The sequence below is a fragment of the Rubrobacter tropicus genome (assembly GCF_011492945.1).
In the GTDB taxonomy this organism is placed as follows: Bacteria; Actinomycetota; Rubrobacteria; order Rubrobacterales; family Rubrobacteraceae; genus Rubrobacter_D; species Rubrobacter_D tropicus.
Map to the genome: position 1 here is coordinate 2,954,733 of NZ_CP045119.1, position 17,443 is coordinate 2,972,175.

Annotated in this window: 19 protein-coding genes and 1 tRNA gene; 12 read left to right on the top strand and 8 right to left on the bottom strand. The window is 65.3% G+C overall.

Going from position 1 to position 17,443, the window contains the following annotated elements:
- Positions 1-123: 123 nt before the first annotated feature.
- A complete protein-coding gene (locus GBA63_RS14890; protein ID WP_166177296.1) occupies positions 124-600 on the top strand; it encodes a calcium-binding protein in 477 nt (158 codons plus the stop codon).
- Positions 601-642: 42 nt separating this feature from the next.
- Here the strand turns inward: GBA63_RS14890 and GBA63_RS14895 are convergent, their stop codons facing one another.
- Genes GBA63_RS14895 through GBA63_RS14905 form a run of 3 tightly spaced genes read right to left on the bottom strand, consistent with a single transcriptional unit; the run spans position 643 to position 1,344 of the window.
- Positions 643-984 carry a helix-turn-helix domain-containing protein gene (locus GBA63_RS14895; RefSeq protein WP_166177298.1) on the bottom strand — a complete coding sequence of 114 codons (342 nt, stop codon included), beginning with the start codon at positions 982-984 and terminating at the stop codon, positions 643-645.
- Positions 977-1,150, bottom strand: a complete 174-nt coding sequence (locus tag GBA63_RS14900; RefSeq protein ID WP_166177300.1) for a hypothetical protein — start codon at positions 1,148-1,150, stop codon at positions 977-979. The genes GBA63_RS14895 and GBA63_RS14900 overlap by 8 nt, the downstream gene beginning before the upstream one ends.
- A 35-nt stretch (positions 1,151-1,185) precedes the next feature.
- Positions 1,186-1,344, bottom strand: coding sequence for a hypothetical protein (locus tag GBA63_RS14905; protein ID WP_166177302.1), 159 nt, complete (start codon positions 1,342-1,344; stop codon positions 1,186-1,188).
- Positions 1,345-1,659: 315 nt separating this feature from the next.
- Between GBA63_RS14905 and GBA63_RS14910 the strand changes: the two genes are divergently transcribed.
- From GBA63_RS14910 to GBA63_RS14920, 3 genes are all read left to right on the top strand, one after another.
- Positions 1,660-2,193, top strand: coding sequence for a hypothetical protein (locus tag GBA63_RS14910; RefSeq protein ID WP_166177304.1), 534 nt, complete (start codon positions 1,660-1,662; stop codon positions 2,191-2,193).
- A gap of 155 nt (positions 2,194-2,348) precedes the next feature.
- Positions 2,349-2,864 carry a hypothetical protein gene (locus GBA63_RS14915; protein ID WP_166177306.1) on the top strand — a complete coding sequence of 172 codons (516 nt, stop codon included), beginning with the start codon at positions 2,349-2,351 and terminating at the stop codon, positions 2,862-2,864.
- 54 nt (positions 2,865-2,918) lie between these two features.
- On the top strand, positions 2,919-4,043 hold the full coding sequence (locus GBA63_RS14920) for a hypothetical protein (protein ID WP_166177308.1): 1,125 nt from the start codon (positions 2,919-2,921) through the stop codon (positions 4,041-4,043).
- Between the two features lie 270 nt (positions 4,044-4,313).
- Here GBA63_RS14920 and GBA63_RS14925 read toward each other — a convergent pair whose 3' ends face one another.
- Positions 4,314-4,775 carry a hypothetical protein gene (locus GBA63_RS14925; RefSeq protein WP_166177310.1) on the bottom strand — a complete coding sequence of 154 codons (462 nt, stop codon included), beginning with the start codon at positions 4,773-4,775 and terminating at the stop codon, positions 4,314-4,316.
- Positions 4,776-5,115: 340 nt separating this feature from the next.
- Positions 5,116-5,991, bottom strand: a complete 876-nt coding sequence (locus GBA63_RS14930) for an SDR family NAD(P)-dependent oxidoreductase (protein WP_166177312.1) — start codon at positions 5,989-5,991, stop codon at positions 5,116-5,118.
- 240 nt (positions 5,992-6,231) lie between these two features.
- On the opposite strand from GBA63_RS14930, the gene GBA63_RS14935 reads away from it, so the two are divergent.
- Positions 6,232-6,304 (top strand) — tRNA-Ala (locus GBA63_RS14935).
- Between the two features lie 76 nt (positions 6,305-6,380).
- The gene (locus GBA63_RS14940; protein ID WP_207956815.1) at positions 6,381-6,593 is read left to right on the top strand and encodes a hypothetical protein; all 213 of its coding nucleotides are present in this window, start codon (positions 6,381-6,383) and stop codon (positions 6,591-6,593) included.
- Between the two features lie 141 nt (positions 6,594-6,734).
- On the opposite strand, the gene GBA63_RS14945 is transcribed toward GBA63_RS14940, so the two are convergent.
- Complete coding sequence (locus tag GBA63_RS14945; protein ID WP_166177316.1) at positions 6,735-7,310, bottom strand: hypothetical protein; 576 nt, start codon at positions 7,308-7,310, stop codon at positions 6,735-6,737.
- A 26-nt stretch (positions 7,311-7,336) separates the two neighbouring features.
- On the opposite strand from GBA63_RS14945, the gene GBA63_RS14950 reads away from it, so the two are divergent.
- Positions 7,337-8,419 (top strand): Nif3-like dinuclear metal center hexameric protein, encoded by a 1,083-nt coding sequence (locus GBA63_RS14950; protein WP_166177318.1) that lies wholly within the window; start codon positions 7,337-7,339, stop codon positions 8,417-8,419.
- 173 nt (positions 8,420-8,592) lie between these two features.
- Here GBA63_RS14950 and GBA63_RS14955 read toward each other — a convergent pair whose 3' ends face one another.
- Entirely contained in the window at positions 8,593-9,546 is a 954-nt protein-coding gene (locus tag GBA63_RS14955) for a carbohydrate kinase family protein (RefSeq protein ID WP_166177320.1), read from the bottom strand.
- 30 nt (positions 9,547-9,576) lie between these two features.
- Positions 9,577-10,644 carry a type I phosphomannose isomerase catalytic subunit gene (locus tag GBA63_RS14960; RefSeq protein WP_166177321.1) on the bottom strand — a complete coding sequence of 356 codons (1,068 nt, stop codon included), beginning with the start codon at positions 10,642-10,644 and terminating at the stop codon, positions 9,577-9,579.
- Between the two features lie 314 nt (positions 10,645-10,958).
- Between GBA63_RS14960 and GBA63_RS14965 the strand changes: the two genes are divergently transcribed.
- The 5 genes from GBA63_RS14965 to GBA63_RS14985 all read left to right on the top strand — a co-directional run bounded on the left by GBA63_RS14965 (position 10,959) and on the right by GBA63_RS14985 (position 17,292).
- Positions 10,959-12,281 carry an extracellular solute-binding protein gene (locus GBA63_RS14965; protein ID WP_166177324.1) on the top strand — a complete coding sequence of 441 codons (1,323 nt, stop codon included), beginning with the start codon at positions 10,959-10,961 and terminating at the stop codon, positions 12,279-12,281.
- Positions 12,282-12,300: 19 nt separating this feature from the next.
- On the top strand, positions 12,301-13,215 hold the full coding sequence (locus GBA63_RS14970) for a carbohydrate ABC transporter permease (RefSeq protein ID WP_166177326.1): 915 nt from the start codon (positions 12,301-12,303) through the stop codon (positions 13,213-13,215).
- Entirely contained in the window at positions 13,212-14,057 is an 846-nt protein-coding gene (locus tag GBA63_RS14975) for a carbohydrate ABC transporter permease (RefSeq protein ID WP_207956816.1), read from the top strand. Before GBA63_RS14970 ends, GBA63_RS14975 begins: the two co-directional genes overlap by 4 nt.
- Before the next feature lie 104 nt (positions 14,058-14,161).
- Positions 14,162-16,453, top strand: a complete 2,292-nt coding sequence (locus GBA63_RS14980; protein WP_166177328.1) for a glycoside hydrolase family 38 N-terminal domain-containing protein — start codon at positions 14,162-14,164, stop codon at positions 16,451-16,453.
- A complete protein-coding gene (locus GBA63_RS14985) occupies positions 16,450-17,292 on the top strand; it encodes an NAD-dependent epimerase/dehydratase family protein (protein WP_166177330.1) in 843 nt (280 codons plus the stop codon). Before GBA63_RS14980 ends, GBA63_RS14985 begins: the two co-directional genes overlap by 4 nt.
- The last annotated feature ends 151 nt before the right edge of the window (positions 17,293-17,443 follow it).

Genomic DNA, 17,443 nt, shown 5'->3' on the forward strand with positions numbered 1-17,443 from the left:
TTGGGTCGCATCGGGGCGTGGTGGAGCACCTTTCCGGCGCTGCCTGTAGGATACGTCGGTTGTGTGCCGGGGTGGGCGATATGAGTCTTTCCTTCCTCCGCCCCCTAAAGAGAGGTGTTGAGCATGAGAAGACCGCTGTTCCTGATGCTATCGACGGCCTTGGTGGCGCTGCTCGCGTCTGGTGTGGCGCTGGCGGCCGCGGTCTCGGGAAGTGACGACCGCGACCGCATACTCGGTACCAACCGCCCCGACGCCATCGCGGCCGAAGGTGGTGCCGATCGTGTGAACGGCAAGGGCGGTGACGACACGATCTCTGGCGGCAGCGGCGACGACCAGCTCAACGGCGGCTACGGTGACGACCTTATAGCGGGCGGGAACGGTGACGACACAATATCCAGCGATGCGGGGGTTCTCGGAAATTCCGGCCGTGGCACCTTCGGCAGGGACAGACTGTACGGAGGGGACGGCAACGACGTCATCTCCGCTGGCGGAGATGGCAAGCGGGACCGTAGGATAAGCTGCGGACGGGGTCGTGACGAAGTGTTCGCCGATCGGCGTGATCCGGTCGCGGCCGACTGCGAGAAGGTGCGTATCCGGTAGCACGGAGATCCACTTGAGGGCTCTACGCGCCCCGCCGGGCGGTCAAATCAGCCTCTTCACCTTCTTGCGGGGCCCGCGCTTACCCGTTACGGCCTTGCTGTCCTCGTAGGCCCTCTGGATCTCGCGCTCCACGGTCCACGGCCCGTCCCGCCGCTCCTCGAGCCACGCGAGGAGGTCCGAGCGCGGGTAACGGTAGCCGCCCCGCTCGCGGAGCTTCACCCGCGGGAGCGAAGGGGCGAGGCTGCCGAAGGAACTCGGGGCCAGGCGGAGGAAGTCCGCCGCCTCCTTGGCGTTCATCACCTCCCGGTCCCCGGACTCGCGGACCAGGCGCAGCAGCTCCCGTGCCACGGCGGCGTCGCGCTCTTGCCGGACCTGCTCATCCATTCCCAAAACCTCCGCCGTGGCGCTCGATGGACCGGCGCACCATCTTGAGCATCTCGCGGGCTATGGCGACGTCGGCGGCTAGGACGTTCTTCCGGTCGCTCTCGCTCTCGATCTCAAAGCGGTCCACGACGCGCTCGGCCGTCTCGGCCTCCTCTATGGTGCTCACCCTCCTCCAGGCGCCGTAGACGGCCTCCCTGGTGGCTAGGCCTCCCTGGTGGCTACAGGCAGCCACCTCTCATAGTCCGGGTGCCCGGGCGATATCTCCACCGCCTCGTCCCCGACCGGGCCGGGCGCGCTGGGGTTCACTGGCACGAGCAGGTTCTTGTTCGGGAGCTCGTAGGCGATCACGTCCGCCGCCACCCCTCTTGCCGCTCCGACCCTTTGTCGTCCATGAGGGCAGCCTACACCAGTCGCCGGAGCGCTTCTACGCGAACGGTCTCGCCCGTTAAATCTAGAGGGGATATCGTACCCCTCGGAAAACGGGTCAACCATGCAACCGTCGGAGCGCTTGCGTGATGTTGTCTGGGTTGGGGCTCCCGAAGAATGCCCCGGCCCCTTCGCGCCGGTAAATACTGCATTTGGGGGATGTGTCCAAAGTATCAATACTTCTACGCTTAGCTTATCGGGTTGGAGCAAGGTTCGGTCTTTCGCGCCGGACGCGACAGGGAGGTTGGTATGAGCATTAGTTCCATGATGGATGTCGCTTACCAGCGGCGCCAAGACGTTGAGCCCCGCGGTCGTGGCATAAGTTCGCTCGGCGAAGCTACTGGCGAGAACCCCGAAACCAAAAGCCCGGTCACCACGGCGCTCGAGGCGATAGTCACATACATCCCGACCGAGATCGTGGCCACCTACGTGGCCGTCGTGGCGGTTATTCACCCCACGATCGCCGGCACGACGACCGAGGCGCCCGTTGCCGATTGGATAGTGTTTTTGGCTTTCCTGGTGCTTACCCCGATCACAGCATGGTTGGTCTACGCGGCGAAGTGCCTAAATGCCGGCAAACAGTTGCCCACGGGCGCCGCGTTGCCCCTGTGGGAGATGAGTGCCGCCACGGTGGCCTTCGTAGTGTGGGCGGCAACCCTACCCGAAACTCCTTTAGGCGGGTTCCCCTGGTACACGTCCGGCCTCGCCGCGATACTCCTGCTGATCGTTTCGATGGTTCTGGGGTTGATCGCGCCGCTATTCACACAACGGCCGCTCCCCTAAACGTCTCCAATTGGAAGCGCCGGGGCGGGAGTCTCCGAGGCTCCGCTCATTAGTGAAGTGGGTATGGAAGTTGCGCGAAATGTTCAAAGGCGGATAAGAATACTGGCAAAAAGCTGGGTCAGGCTCAAGTGTGCACCAGCAGCGCGGAGGGGCAAGTGGCGAATAGGGATAGAGGAGACAGGGAATCGCGGCGCGCATTCTCTTGGGCGGCTGTCTCGGCGATAGCTGCGATTATTGCTATAATGGCCGGCTTATACAGCTTCTGGCAGAACACCGAAGTACAAAATGAAGCTGCTGCAGTCAACGCGATGCAAAGTCACTTGGAGCTTTCCATCGACAACACTAAGTATACGGTGGCCCCGGAACTGCCCAATGATTCGTATAAGGATCTTTCGGCCGAACAGAAAGAATACACATGGTATGCGTCTCATGCCCTCCTTACCGCCGAAACTATCTACAATCTAAGGGGGAGAACCAATTGGTGGGGAGAGCAGGATGATTCGTGGACGACAGCGGCCACCGGATTCGTCAAACGGCACGAATCCTATATTCGTTGGGACGCGCGTATGCGCGGAAAGAAGTCGAGTGTATGCACGGAATACGATCCAGATTTTGTGACCTTTATGGAAGAGGAGGCCAACATGGGCGAGAATCTGTGTACCGAGCCTTAGGAGAGCCATCGGCTGGGCGACCAGCCAGCCGGGGGGCAGCTAGAGCTGTCCGTCATGCTCTCGGACGGGCCGCAGGCGGCGCGCTTCGAGTTCGAGGCCGAGGAAGTAAAGCAGGATCCCGAACCGAAGCCTGAGCCCGAGGCCGCGGAGAAGGAAGAGGATCCGGGACCCTCGGTCAGGCCCGGCTACAGCCTGGTGGGGGACCCGAGCGGCAGCCTCTCGGTCGAGGTCCCCTCGTCCTGGAGCTGCGAGACCGGCGAGGACTCCGAGGGCCCGGGGGGCGAAAACAGCTGGTCCTACTACGCCGGGGAGTACCTGTCTGCGTCAATCACGACCGCCAGAAGCCTCGACGCCTGGTACGGTCCGGCCAGCGACAGTAAAGGGTCCGGCGCGTACATGGTCGCGTCCGAGACGCTCGCCAACCAGTACACGGACGACGAGCTGATCTACTCGCTCCTGCACCAGAAAAAGCAGACCAACTGCACCGCAGGGCCCTCCCAGGAAATCGACCATCCCCCGTACTCCGGGAAGGTGCAAACCTGGTTCGACTGCAACGGCCTCGGCACCGACTACTACGTCTTCGCCGCCGCGCCGGAGGGACGGGCGTGCGTGGTCGTCGGGGGCGCCAGGGTCGTCGCGGGTGCCTCGGGGGCGGACCAGGACGCCGTGGAGCATATCGTCGACAGCTTCGAGGTTGACTGCGGGTCCCTGCCTCCCTCCGCGCCTCTCGAATCCGAGGCCACGAACTCGGCCTCAGCATCGGCTTCATCTACGCCTTCGGCGTCCCCCGAGCCGTCCGATCTGAGCTGCGAGGAAATACAAGCCATACTCAACAGCGAGGCCCCGGGCATCGAGGCCCTAACGCCGGAGGAACTCCTAGCCTGCGGCCTGAGCCCGGAGGCGATCGACCCGTGCGAGGGCAACCCGGACCCCAACTGCGGCGAGAACCTCCCAGAAGGTTCTTATCCGAGCATCAACGGGCCCGAGTCACCCGAGCCGTCCTCGCCCGAACCATCCTCGCCCGAACCATCCTCGCCCGAACCGTCGTCTCCCGACCCGTCGTCTCCACCCTCCGCGGGCGGCGACATTGACTGCGACGAAGTCGACGGACCGATCGAGACCCCGCCCGGTGATCCGGACAACCTGGACGGCGACGGGGACGGTTTAGCGTGCGAGTAGACCGGGAGTGAGAAGAACCGGAACACGTCTCGGAACGCTTCAGGCGCCTCCTCTCGCTTTACCGCAGGCCCGACGGCCGGGAGTGGGGCGGCCAGAACTCCCAAACCCAAAAGAGATAGAGGAGGTTTAGCAACGGGCGGCCGAAGCGGAAAAGGAGGCCCAGGAGGCAAGGGAGGCCCAGAAAAGGGCCGAGGAGGAGCGCGAGGCGGCAGAGGCGCGTGCCTAACAAGAGGCCGAAGAACAACAGGCCGAGGAGGAGCGTAGGGCGGGCTATTTTCGCCGTTTCGCCCGTTCCGCCAACGACCGCGCTTCATCCGGATGTCTCTCCACCCACTGCATGACTTTGTATTTCTTCGGGTCAGCCCCGGCTTCCCTGGCGTCTTCCTCCAGGCTTCTCAGTTCGTCCGTGCCCATAGATTTGAGGAAGTAGGGTTGCAACTCTTCCTCTGTGTATTCCGCTTTAGTATCTTCCATCCGCCGCTGCAGACTCTTGGTCATTTGCGCATGCCTGCGCCTCACGGAGGTCATGGACGGGCCCCGCAGCAGTTCCATCCACTGCTGGAAGGCGAACACGCCCCTGCCAAACACGGTGACATTGGTGTTGGCGAGCACGAACTCCAGTATGAACGCGCCCGCGAAGGCAGCTAGGTAGTAAACCGCGCCGGGCATCTTGCCCGTCAGCGTCGGATGCTGGGTCCTTTTAATCAAACTGGACACCTTTACCAGCGACACAAAGAAGCTTTTCAGAAGCTGGTGGAAGGAAACTAACAGGCAAATGATCGCTGCACCCGGCGTGCAGCAACCGTGCATCAACCCGGGTTGATAGCCTGAAAAGCCTGGAAAAGCGTTCCCGCCCGAATCGGCGTAGTTATCGGCATTATGTGAGGTTGGGAAAGCTCCTGAAATCTATCGGAGCGCCTTCACACGGCAGAGGTCGCTGGTTCGAAACCAGCATCGCCCACTCGAGAAGTTCCCGCAGATAGCGGGAAACAAAGGCACCCGACCAGAGAACCAGGTGCTTGTTACTGCAACCGTACTGTACCGGTTGGGGGATACGGTACTTGTTGTGCGTCTAGGGCTTCTTTACGTTCTGCATGTAGGTGGCGAAGGGCTCTTCGTGGTCGGGGTGCCAGCGGGAGAGGGCGGGGCGGTTTTTAATCAGGTCTTCCGCCGCCCATCTTATGCGGCGTTCGTCCATCTCGCGGCTGACGCTGTTGTCCGGACAGAGTATGTAGAAGTCTCCCCTGCTCATGCCCTCCAGCATGAACTCGGCTACTTGATCCGGGGTCCACGCGTCTTCCGGTTTCTCGGTCCTGCCGCGGGCGGTCAGAGAGGTGAAGGTGAAGCCGGGGACGAGCAGGTGCGCGCTCACCCGGCAACCGTCTATCTGCCGGAGTTCGTGGGCGAGTTGCTCGGTCAGCACTTTTACCCCGGCCTTCGACACCGAGTAGGCGGCGTTGCCTGGTGGGGTGGTGATCCCCTCTTTCGACCCCACGTTGACGATGGCGCCCGGCGCGTCCTGCGAGATCATGGCCTCCGTGAATGCCTGTACCCCGTGCACGACCCCCATGAGGTTGACGTCCAGTATACGGTCCCACGCCTCCGGCCCGTCCCACGGCTTCATGCCGCTACTCTCGATCCCGGCATTGTTCACGAGCAACGCGACCTCGCCAAACGCCCCGTAAGCCACGTCCTTCAGACGCCGTACCTCTTCCAGGCTCGACACGTCTACGACCTCCACCCGCAGGTCTTCGGGGCCTGCGACAAGCGGCGCGAGCGTCTCCCGCGCCATCTCCAGCGCCCCGGCGTCCGTGTCGGCCAGGCAGAGCTTCATACCGAGGCTCGCGAGGCGTGCCGCGATGGCGAGGCCGATGCCCTTGGCACCCCCGGTTATTACGGCCGCCCGGCCTTCGAGGTCGGTGATAGCAATAGATTCCTGTGTCGTCATGATCGGGTCCTTTCGTGACTTCTAGAGGCGCCATCTATCCGATGTGATCGTACCGGAGTCCCTGGCTACGTGCCTCGACCTCTGTACGAAACGCCCGTTTCGAGCACGACCTCGGCGCAGATCCCGGCGCCGGCGGTCCAGGTTTGTCCGGGAGAGGCTGGTGGTTCGAAACCGGCATCGCCCACCAACCCTGCTCCTTGCAATCGCATGGTCGGCTGCTAGGATTCTAGAGCCTTTTTTGGGCCCGTAGCTCAGTTGGGAGAGCGCCGCCCTCGCATGGCGGAGGCCACGAGTTCGAGTCTCGTCGGGTCCACTCCGATCTACCGCACCGTTCCGGGGAAGGACGCGGCGATGTGAGGTCGGCTGGCACCACCGGGAGCGAGGCGCGCTTGGGATCCGACCGGAGAAGACTCGACAGGGGGGACCTGGAAGCCCTGCGCCAGGAGTTCGCCCTCGGGGGCCGCGGCGACGACCTCGACGACGACCTCCACCAGGTCCGACGCGGCGCCAGGCTCGGCATCGACCTCGAAGACTGGGCGAACACCCGAAAGGTCCCACTCGTCTACGCGAGGGCGTTGCGCCGGTTTATCGAACAGGGCTAGAAAACAGGTTTCAGGCTTTAGGTTTCAGGGATGGTGGAGAACGCCGTCGCGACCCCGTCACCCCTCAACAAAGACGGCGCGCGACTTCGAACCCCGGGTCGCGCACCGCGTCCCTGATGCCTGCAGCCTGAAACCTCCCTTTCAACCCAGCATGCCGAAAGCAACCCACGTCCCCCCTCCCCCGACCAGCGCGCCGAGCGCAAGCTCCAGCAACGTGTGCCGTTCGAGCTCGAGCCGCGCCCAGAACACGGCGGGCAGGAGCAGGAAGGCCGGCAGGGCCCAGGGGCCGAAGACGAACGCCAGGCAGACCGCGGTTCCGGCCACGCCCGCCGCGTGGAGGGAGATGTTTATAAGCGGCGTCAGCAGGGTGAAGAGCGCGGTTGCTATCGCGTAGGAGAGAAGGGCCGCTGTTAGCGCCGCGGGTCCTCCCAGCAGGAGGACTACCAGGAAGGCTGCGGCGTGCAGGACCGCGACCACGCGCAGGGGACCGACCCGCTCGGCGCGCGGGATGCTGCGCGGGTCGCTAACTTTTCCCGAGCGGGTAAGGAAGGCGAGGTAAACGAGAGAGAGCCCGCTCGTGAGAAGGACGCACAGCAGGGCCCAGAGCAGGCCTTCAGTGCCGGCCGCCTCCGCGCCGACGGCGAAGAAGAGCGGGACCGCCAGCAGGGGCAGGCGGGTTACGGCTGAGACGAGGTGGGCGATCCTGTCGGGGCGCAAAGCCGGTGGATTGTACAATGCCGGTCGTGACCCGTGCGCGCGACATCATCGAGGCCGTCGAACGGGTAGCGCCGCCCTCCCTGGCTGAGGACTGGGACAACTGCGGGCTGCAGGTCGGGAACGTAGACGCCGGGGTAAATCGGGTCCTGGTCGCGCTGACGCCGCTCCCCGAGGTCTTCGAGGAGGCCGCCGAGGTCGGGGCGGACTTCTTGCTCTTTCACCACCCCCTGATCTTCTCCCCGCTAAAGAGCGTGGATACGAAGTCTTATCCGGGAAACCTGCTGGCCAGGGCCATAAACGAAGGCCGGACCGTCTACGCCGCCCATACGAGCTACGATGCGGCCCCGGACGGCGTCTCCGTTGTCCTGGCAGAGACACTCGGCCTGCGCGGTCCGTTCGGGATCGTCTCCCCAAGAGGCGCCCTGCGCAAGTTGGTAGTCTTCGTGCCGGAGGGGCACGAGGACGCAGTGGCCGAGGCGCTCTCGGGGGCCGGGGCCGGCGTGATCGGGGACTACACCCAATGCACTTTTCGGACGCCCGGTACCGGCACCTTTCTCCCGGGTGAGGGTAGCGACCCGTACCTGGGAGAGAAGGGCACGCTTCAGAGGGAGGCCGAGATCCGGGTCGAGACGGTGGTCCCCGCCCACCTGGCGCGCGCCGCCGCGGAGGCGGCGACAGCCGCGCACCCCTACGAGGAGGTGCCGATAGACACCTACCCCGTCGAGGGCTTCCCGCAGGGCTGCGGTTACGGGAGGATCGGGGACCTCCCTGAGCCCCTGACGGCGGAAGGCCTGAGCCGGCGCGTCTCGGCCGCTCTGGGCTCCCCCGCCCGCCCGGTGTCGGACCCCGCCCCGGAACGCGAGGTCGGGCGCGTGGCCGTGCTGGGAGGGTCGGGCGGCTCGTTTATCGGGGAGGTCGCGGCCTCGGGCGCCGGGGCATACGTGACGGGCGACCTCGACTACCACGACGCGTTGCTCGCCGAATCGCTGGGCCTCGCCGCGATCGACGCGGGTCACGCCGCCACGGAGCTCCCGTCCCTGAAACCTCTCGCCCGACGGCTCGCGGAGATGGTTGATGTGCCGGTCTCGGTAAGCCGCATCAGGCGCTGAGGGAAGCACGCCCCCTTCGGGGACTCTCAGCGCGCTTCGGTCTGCTTCGCAGACCTCGCTTTCAGCTTGTCAGCTTTTTCTGCGGTTCGAAACTGGAATCCGTGGTGCCGGAAGCCTTGGACGGGTTCACGGGCGGCATCGGCTACTTCGTATCGGTCTGCGGGGGGTTCCAATCAGCCCTTCGATATGAGCTCGTCGAGTTCGTCTTTTGTGGGGAGGGCTCGCATGGCGCCGAAGTCCGTGCAGGCGAGGGCGCCGGCCGCGCAGCCTCGGAGCGTCGCCTCGCGGACGCGTTCTTCTTCGTCCAGGGGGCCGTCAGAGAGGTGGACCAGGGTGGCGGCGAGAAAGGCGTCACCGGCGCCGGTCGCGTCGATGATCTCCCCGACGTCGAAGGTCGGGACCTCCCCGCTAAAGTCGCGGGTCGCGTAGTAGGCGCCGTCCGGGCCTTTGCTGATCAGGACCAGCAGGACGCCGCGGTCGAGCAGCGTCTTCGTGGCCTCTTCGGCGTCGTCCGTGCCGAGAAGCGGCTCGAGCTCGCCGTCGCCGAGCTTCACGATGGTGGATAAGTCCAGCAACGGGTCGACGGCCTCGCGGGCGGCCTCGCGGCCCTCCCACAGGTGCTCGCGGAAGTTGACGTCGAATGCGACCGGGACGTCGTGTTCGCGGGCCAGCTCGGCGATGCGGCGGGTGGCGGAGCGGACGGGCTCCCGGATCAGGGGTATGCTCCCGAAGTTCACGAAGGAGGCGCCGGAGACGAGGTCTTCGGTTATGTCCTCGGGCGATAGAAGCTCGTCCGCCGCGGGGCTGGAACGGTAGAAGGTGAACTCCCTGTCCCCGTCTTCGCTTATCTCGACGAAGGCGAGCGAGGTGCGGGTCGGCTGCTTCTGGCGCCGGACGCCGGCCGTTTCGACGCCTTCGGACTCGAGCGCCCGCAGGATGAAGTCCCCGAAAAGGTCCTGGCCCACGCCGCCGACGAAGGCGGCCTCAGCCCCGAGCCTGGAGGCGGCGACCGCGACGTTCGCCGGCGCCCCGCCGGGCCGGGCGACGAAGCCGAGCTCGACATCCGACAGCTCCTCCCCCCTGTAGATGTCCGAGACTACCTCGCCGAGCGTAACTATCTTCCCCAAAGCTCTCCCCCGAATCCTCCGCCAACGCGGTTAGACTTCCACCTCGCCGAGGCCCCGGATCTCCCCGTCCGAGTGCCCCGCCTCCCGCAACGGCCCGACGACGTCCTTCTCCAGATCGGGAACGTAACAAACCACCACGCTCGCCTCCCCGTCGGGGACGACCCCGACCTCCCCGATCGCGGCCGGCAGGATGCAACTCTCGGCCCGCCCGAGCGACCCGACCCCGCCCCCGTACCGGAGCTGCACGCTGCCCTCCCCAACGTTCGAGAGGATGAGAGAGCGATCCGGACGGGACGGCGCGCTGTGGGCCTCCCGGAGCGTCCAACGCTCCAGGGCGAAGTGCGGCCCGGCGCAGCAGAAAACCCTCCGGTTCGTCCCGTCCTCCAGCGCGAGGCCGGGGTTCGGGCGGGGCATGAAGTCCGTCTTCAGCTCGTCCAGGGTGGCTTCGATGTTGGCGTTCCACTGGTCTTCGTCCAGGCGGTTGCCGTATAGGTCTTCGGGCATGACGAACTGGCCGAGGTCGGAGGTCTGCTGGACCTCGCAGATCAGGGTCCCGGGGCCGAAGGTGTGGAGGATCCCGCCAGGCACGTACACCGTGTCGCCGGTCCGGATGCCGTACCGCGGCATCACGGCGTCGTAGTCCTGGCGTTTGAAGGCGTCGAAGAGGTCGTCCCTGGAGAAGCCTTCTTTTATGCCGGCCAGGATCGAAGCGCCGGGCTCGGCCCAGAGGATGTGCCAGGCCTCGCTCTTGCCGTGCGGCTCGCCGTGTTTGGTCCTCGCTGTCTCGTCGTCCGGGTGGAGGTGGACGGGGAGCATGTGCGAGGCGTCGAGGAACTTGAACAGGATCGGGAAGTGCGGCCCGCGCCAGCCCTGTCCCACGAGTTCGTCCGGGAACTCCCCGGCCAGGTCATGGAGGGTCCTGCCGGCGTAGGGGCCGTTCGTAACGGTCCCCGTGGTGTCGCGGTAGTCGCTGATCTCCCACGTCTCCGCGACCACGCCGTCGGGCAGGTTCTCCTTGCCGAGCTTCTCCGGTATGAGCCGCTCCCCGAAGGAATACTCGCGCACGTGGTAGGTCAGCTTTATGGGGTAGGATTCCATCTCTCCCTTTCCGCCACGCTCTCACTTCCCCGATGTTTCCATTCTACAGGGGCGCGACCGGCGGTTCTTCTAGAACGGTGCCGATGCCGGCACACCCGGGATCGAGCCAAAAAGAAAAGTCGCGCCCCGGGGCGTGGCCCCGGAGGCGTCCAGATCGAGACGGTCGGCCCGGCGACACCCTTGCGCTTGACGCAGGCGTGGCATGGGGCTAGTGTGTGATCTATTACCGGTAAAGGGGTGCCGGTAAGGGTGAGGGACAGTGGAATACTGGTTGCCGTCGCACGTCGCGTTGGCGTGATCGGGAGGAGTTCGGGATGGATCGTTGGGTCGTCCGGGTCGCCGGGCTAGCCGTCGTCGTGGCCCTGGTCTACGGTTGCGGGGGTGGCGGCGGTCTGCTGACGCTGGATCGCATAGGCAGGGAAGACGCCCCGAACACGATGACGGTGCAGCTAAACAACAGCTACACGCACCAGTCCTCCACGCCGAGCTGGGCGGACGGGTTCGAGAGGCTCTTCACCAGGTTCGCCGAGGACCACCCGGACTGGCGGTTGGACCTGAAGATCGTCCCGGACGAGCAAAGCACCCAGGCGCAGGCGCGCCTCCTGGAGCAGGCCAGGGCCGGGCGGGCGCCCGACTGCGCGAACGTGGACTCCTTCGTGGTCGCGCAGTTCATCGAGCAGGACGCCCTGCAGCCCATGGACGAGCACTTCGAGCAGAACGATATAGACGGCCTCTTTCCCTTCGTCAAGGACGTGGTCGTCGGGGACGACGGCAGGCTGTACGCGTACTGGTGGGCGACGGACCTGAGGCTCCTGTACCGCAGGACCGACCTCGTCCCCGAGGCCCCGAGGACCTGGGACGAGCTCATCCAGGCCGCCAAGGAGGCCGAGCAGAAGGACCAGAAGGTGGACGGCTACCTCTTCAACGGCGGGCGTTGGGAGGGGACCGTCTTCGACAACCTGGCCCACTTCTGGAGCCAGGGCGGCGAGCTGGTCGACGATCAGGGCAGGCCCATCTTCAACGAGGGACAGAACCGCGAGTACATGCTCAACACCGTAAAGTTCCTCAAGGAGACCGTGGATTCCGGCGCCTCGCCCAAGCGGGTGGCCACCATAAAGGACTACAGCGAGTTCGAGTCCGCGGCGCAGGCCGGGACGGTCGCGATGTTCCAGGGCGGGGACTTCCAGTACCCGCCGCTCAAGGAGACGCTGCCCCCCGAGGAGTTCAAGAAGTGGGAGGTCTCCTTTATCCCGACTATGAACCGGAACGATCCCCAGAGGACCGGCACCGGCGGCTGGACGATGGGCGCCTTCTCAGACGATCCGAAGAAGGTGGAGATGTGCGCCGAGTTCACCAAGGAGGTCTTCGTCGGCGCGGGGAACCAGGTCACGGGCCAGTTGCCGACCAACCCGGAGATCTTCAACACCGAAGACAGGTTCCAGGACCCGATCTACGACACCTTCCGCGAGGGGCTGAAGGAGGGCGAGGCCAGGCCCGGCGTCCCCGTCTACCCTGAGATCTCCAACCAGCTCCAGATCGCCATCGGCACCGTCCTGACCGGCGAGGCGACGCCCGAAGAGGCCCTCGATAACGCCGCGGAGGCCTCGATGAACGCCTACGAGCAACAGAGCAACTAGGGACTGGCCGGGAGCAGGCATGACGCCAGCTACCAAGAGAAGGTTCTCGCCGCGGGGGCTTATGGGCGAGAACCGCCCGACGCTCTGGTTGGCGCCGCTCCTCGCCGTCGTCACGCTCTTCTACCTGTACCCGGCCTTCGAGGTGCTCCGCTACAGCATCACCAACGCCTCGCTCCTCGATCCGGACTACGAGTACACGCTGGAGACCTTCACGCGGGTCCTTGGCGACCCGGTCCTGTACAAGGTGTTGCGCACCACGGCGATCTTCGTCGTCGCCAGCATAGTGTTGCAGCTTCTCTTCGGGCTCGTGATAGCGGTCGCCGTCAACCGGGCGAGCAAGCGGCGCCTGCCCGGCATGGTCTTTATGCGCTCTTTGGTCCTCTCGGCGTGGGTGATGCCGGGCGTCGTCATCGGCATCGTGTGGGCGATCATCCTCAACGACGCCGACTACGGGCTCGCCAACCTGCTCCTCGGCACGGTCGGCCTCGGCAGCGTGCCGTGGCTCTCGACGCCGAACACCGCGTTGATGTCGGTGATCATCGCCAACGTCTGGCGGGGGACTGCTTTCAGCATGATCCTGCAGTACGCCGGTCTCCAGTCCATCCCGGAGGAGCTGTACGAGGCGGCCGAGGTGGACGGTGCCGGCACACTCCAGTCGTTCTGGTACATCACGCTACCGCAGCTACGGCCCATACTCATGATCAACATAATCCTAATCACCATCTTTACCCTGAACACGTTCGATATGATCCTGCCGCTCACCGGCGGCGGGCCAGGCCAGGCGACGGAGGTACTCGTCCTTAGGACCTACAACGTCATCTTCCAGAACTTCAGCCTCGCCGGCGGCTCTGTGCTCGCCGTGGCGATGCTCGCCATAGCCATGGCCCTCACCCTTATCTACCAGCGCCTCCTGCGCTCGGAGGGGTCGCTGTGAAAAGCCGCAAAGCCCAGAACCGCCTCGGCGACGCCATGACCTACCTGGTCTTCCTCTTCGCGCTGCTCTTCTTCGGCGGGCCGCTTCTGTGGCTGCTCTCGCTCTCGATAAGGACGCAGCAGGAGATCTTCATAACCTCCCTGCGCCTGATTCCCGAGGACCCAACCTTCGAGAACTACACCGAGGTGCTCTACACCGCCCAGTTCTCCGTCTTCCTTATCAACTCGCTCAAGCTCGCCCTCGCCGGGAGCATAGGGGCGCTGGTGGTTTCGGCGCCCGCGGCGTACGCCTTCTCCCGCCTGACCTTCCGCGGCAACAAGCTCTTCCTCGTCGGGGTGCTCGGGCTGCAGATGATCTCGCCGCTCGTGGTCGTCATCCCGCTCTACCGCTACTTCGACCGGCTGAACCTGGTCGACTCGCACTTCAGCACCGCGATGGTCTACATCGCCATCCTGATACCGCTCGCGACCTGGATGCTCAAGGGCTTCTTCGACGGCGTCCCCCCCGCCCTCGACGAGGCGGCGATGGTGGACGGCTGCACCCGCTTCGGCGCGTTCCGGCGGGTAACGCTGCCCCTGATCCTGCCGGGCCTCACCTCCACGTTCGTCCTGACCGCCATCCTGGCCTGGGGCGAGTTCGTAGTGCCCTACGTGCTCCTCAGCGAACCATCCCTCTTCCCCATCTCCATCGGCATCTTGAATTTCCAGGGCAACTACGCGTCCAACTCCACGAACGTCCTCGCCGCGGGCGGAGTGCTGGCGATGCTGCCCGCCATCGCCACCTTCGTCATCCTGCAACGCTTTATAGTTCGCGCCCTGACCTCGGGGGCCATTAAAGGCTAGAGGCTTCAGGCATCAGGTTTCGGGTAGCCGGCGAGGGTCCGTTGGCGTTGCCGGGGGGGATTGTTGGGGAGGATCTGTTTTTTGGCGGGTTTGGGGGAGGCTCTTTGATAGTTCACATGATCGGCAACGCGCATATCGACCCGGTCTGGCTGTGGCGCTGGCAGGCGGGGGTGGACGAGGCGCTCGCCTCTTTCCGCTCGGCGGCCGACCGCTGCGACGAGTACCCGGAGTTCGTCTACACCCGCGGGGAGGCGTGGCTCTTCGAGCAGGTCGAGAAGATAGACCCGGAGTTATTCGAGCGGGTATGGCGCCACGTAAAGGAAGGACGCTGGCACATCACAGGCGGCCAGTACCTCCAGCCGGACCTCAACGCGCCGACGGAGATCGGGTTGCGGCGTCAGATCCTGCGCGGCCGGCGCTACTTCGAGCAATGTTTCGGCGTGAGCCCGAAAGTCGGCTACAACGTGGACTCCTTCGGCCACCCGGCTACTCTGCCGGACATACTCGCGGACTTCGGGTACGAGGGGTACGTCTTCCACCGTCCGGCGGCGCACCAGGTCGAGCTTCCGGCGCAGACGTTCCGGTGGCGGGGGAGCGGCGGCGGGGAGGTGATCGGGTTCAGGATAGCGCCAGCCTACGTAACCCGGACCGACGACCTGTACGGCCAGATCACCATAGCCCTCGACGCCGCGGACCGGAACCTCGGACATACTATGTGCTTCTACGGCGTCGGCAACCACGGCGGCGGCCCGACGAAGGGCAACATCGAGTACATCCTAAAAAATCGGCACTCCTTCCCAGACGCCGAGCTTCGCTTCTCCACACCCCAGGCCTTCTTCGACGCGATATCCGACCGTCGCGAAGACCTGCCGGTCGTTACCGAGGAACTCCAGCGCACCTTCCCCGGCTGCTACAGCGTGATGCACGACGTAAAACAGGAGCAACGCCTCGGCGAGCACCTACTCGACCAGTCGGAGCGGATCGTTGAGAACCTGGTCGAAGACGAAAACGAGAAGCGGGACCTTCTCGGCCGGATCGACGTGGCCTGGGACGACCTGCTCTTCACTGCATTCCACGACATTCTGGCTGGGACGAGCATACCGGCGGCCTGGAGGTCGGTGCGGGCGATGCAGGGGCGGGCCAGGATCGTCGGCGAGGAGGTGGCCGTGGAGGCCACGCGCCGGTGGGCCCGGCGCGCGCTGCCGCCGGTAAACCAGCAGCAGATCGTGGTCCTGAACCCGGACGAAGGGCCGTGGGAGGGCCTGGTCGAGCACGAGCCTTACCTGGACTTCGACGCCTGGGGGAACCGCTGGTTGAGCGATACCGGAGGAGGCCCTGTGGACTTCCAGCTCATCCAGCCCGAAGCCGGGGCGCACGTGGAGCGCATGATCTTCCCCGCCTCGATCCCGGCCCGCGGCCACGCCCAGATCCTGGTCCGCGACGACGAACCGCCAGCCCTCTGGAAACCCCTAACCGACCTCGAAGCCTCTCCCGACCACATCTCCAACGCCCACCTGCGGGCGGATCTAGACAACTCGGGCATACGAGCCTTGACGGTGGACGGACGAAACCCGCTCGGCGGGGGCGGCATGAGGCTGCACCTGCGCGAAGACCACACGGACACCTGGACCTTCCACACAAACCGCTTCGACGGGCCGGTATCGGGGGTCTTCGAGGGCGAGGGATGGGTCGTCGAGGAATCTGGCCCCTTGAGGGCCCGCGTCCGCCTCGACGGTACTCTGGGTGGGTCGCGGGTCCGCTGGACGCTCACCCTGCACCGCGACGACGCGCGGCTGCGGGTCGGGATCGAGGTCAACTTCAACGAGCGCTTCGAGCTACTGCAGATGCCGGTGCATCTCGCAGACCCGCCCGCACGCCGCACGGACGGCCTGGCCGGCGGGCAGGTGGACCGCGCCCCCGGACCGACGGAGTGGCCGGTGCAGGGATGGTCCAGGGTGGACGTGGCGGGCGGGCAACTCGCGCTCGTGACCGCCGACGCCTACAGCCTGAGCGGGGACGGCGACCTGTGGCAGTGGACTCTCTTGCGCAGCCCCAGGATGGCGTGGGGCGGCGGGGAGCCGCTCGTCTACGGCGGCCGCGACTGGCACACGGACCAGGGGCCGCACGCCTTCGAGTTCGTGCTCCTCACCGGGGAAAGCCTGGACGAGATCGCGCTGCGCGCCACGGCGCGCCAGCAGGCGCAGCCCCCGATCTTATTCGACCGGTACGAGGGCATGGACCGCCCGCCGTGGGGCAACAGCCCGCCACGTGGCCTGTGGCTCGAAGCGGAGGAGCGGGCCTTCGCCGACGGTAGACTTCCCGAACTGAAAGACAGCTTCGAGGCGGGCGCGGCAAGGCCCCTCTTCGAGAAGACCGAGCAAGATAGGGAAGGATGAACAGCTTGCGCGTACTCCTCACCGGCGCCACCGGTTACATCGCGGGTCAGCTCCTGCCGGCCTTGCGAGAAGGCCACGATCTGCGCCTGATCGACGTCCGGGATACCGATGGTTCGGGAAATAGGATCGAGGGCATCGAAATTCTCGACCTCCTCTCCGCGGACGAAGCGGAGCTCGCCCCCCTCTTCTCCGGCGTGGACGCGGTCGTTCACTGCGGCCACTCCAAGCCCGAGGGTGAGTCTCCCCGGGCCCAATACGAGGGCGAGCGGCGCAACCTGGACATGATGCAGCGCGTCTACCAGCTCTCCCTGGACAACGGCGTCCGGCGGGTGGTCGCCGCCAGCACCAACCAGGCCGCGAAGTGGTACGAAAATCCATACTACGCGGGCCTCAAGGACCGCGTGGGCCCGGAGGACTACCCGCGCCCCGATTCGTTCTACGGCTGGGCCAAGGCTGCCTGGGAGCCGCTCGGGTTCCTGTACGCCTGCGGCAGCCTGGGACGCAAGCTAGAAGTCGTCCAGATCCGGATAGTCGTCCCCCGCGAGATCGACGCGTCCATCTTCGAGGATGCGCCACCCGAACGCTACGTCCGCGAGCTGGCCGGCTACATAAGCGAGCGGGACATGCAGCAGCTCTTCCTCAAGTCCATCGAGACGCCTAACATAGAGGACGAGCACGGCGTCCCGTTCCACATCTTCTACGGCGTCTCGAACAACGCCCGCCGGTTCTGGAGCATAACCAACGCCCGCAAGGTCATCGGCTACGAGCCGCAAGACGACTCCGAGGTCCGCTTCGCGGACGACATCGCCCGCCTGCTACACGGCAAGACCGGCGCGTAGAAATCCTCGAAAAGCAGGATGCTATCAGACGATCACAGACCTCATGGATCTCCCTGACATACTACCCCTTCCCCATCTTCGGGCGACACTTACGATCCTCCCGCAACAACACCCATGCAAGGCGTACCCAATATCTCGACCAACGCGAGCA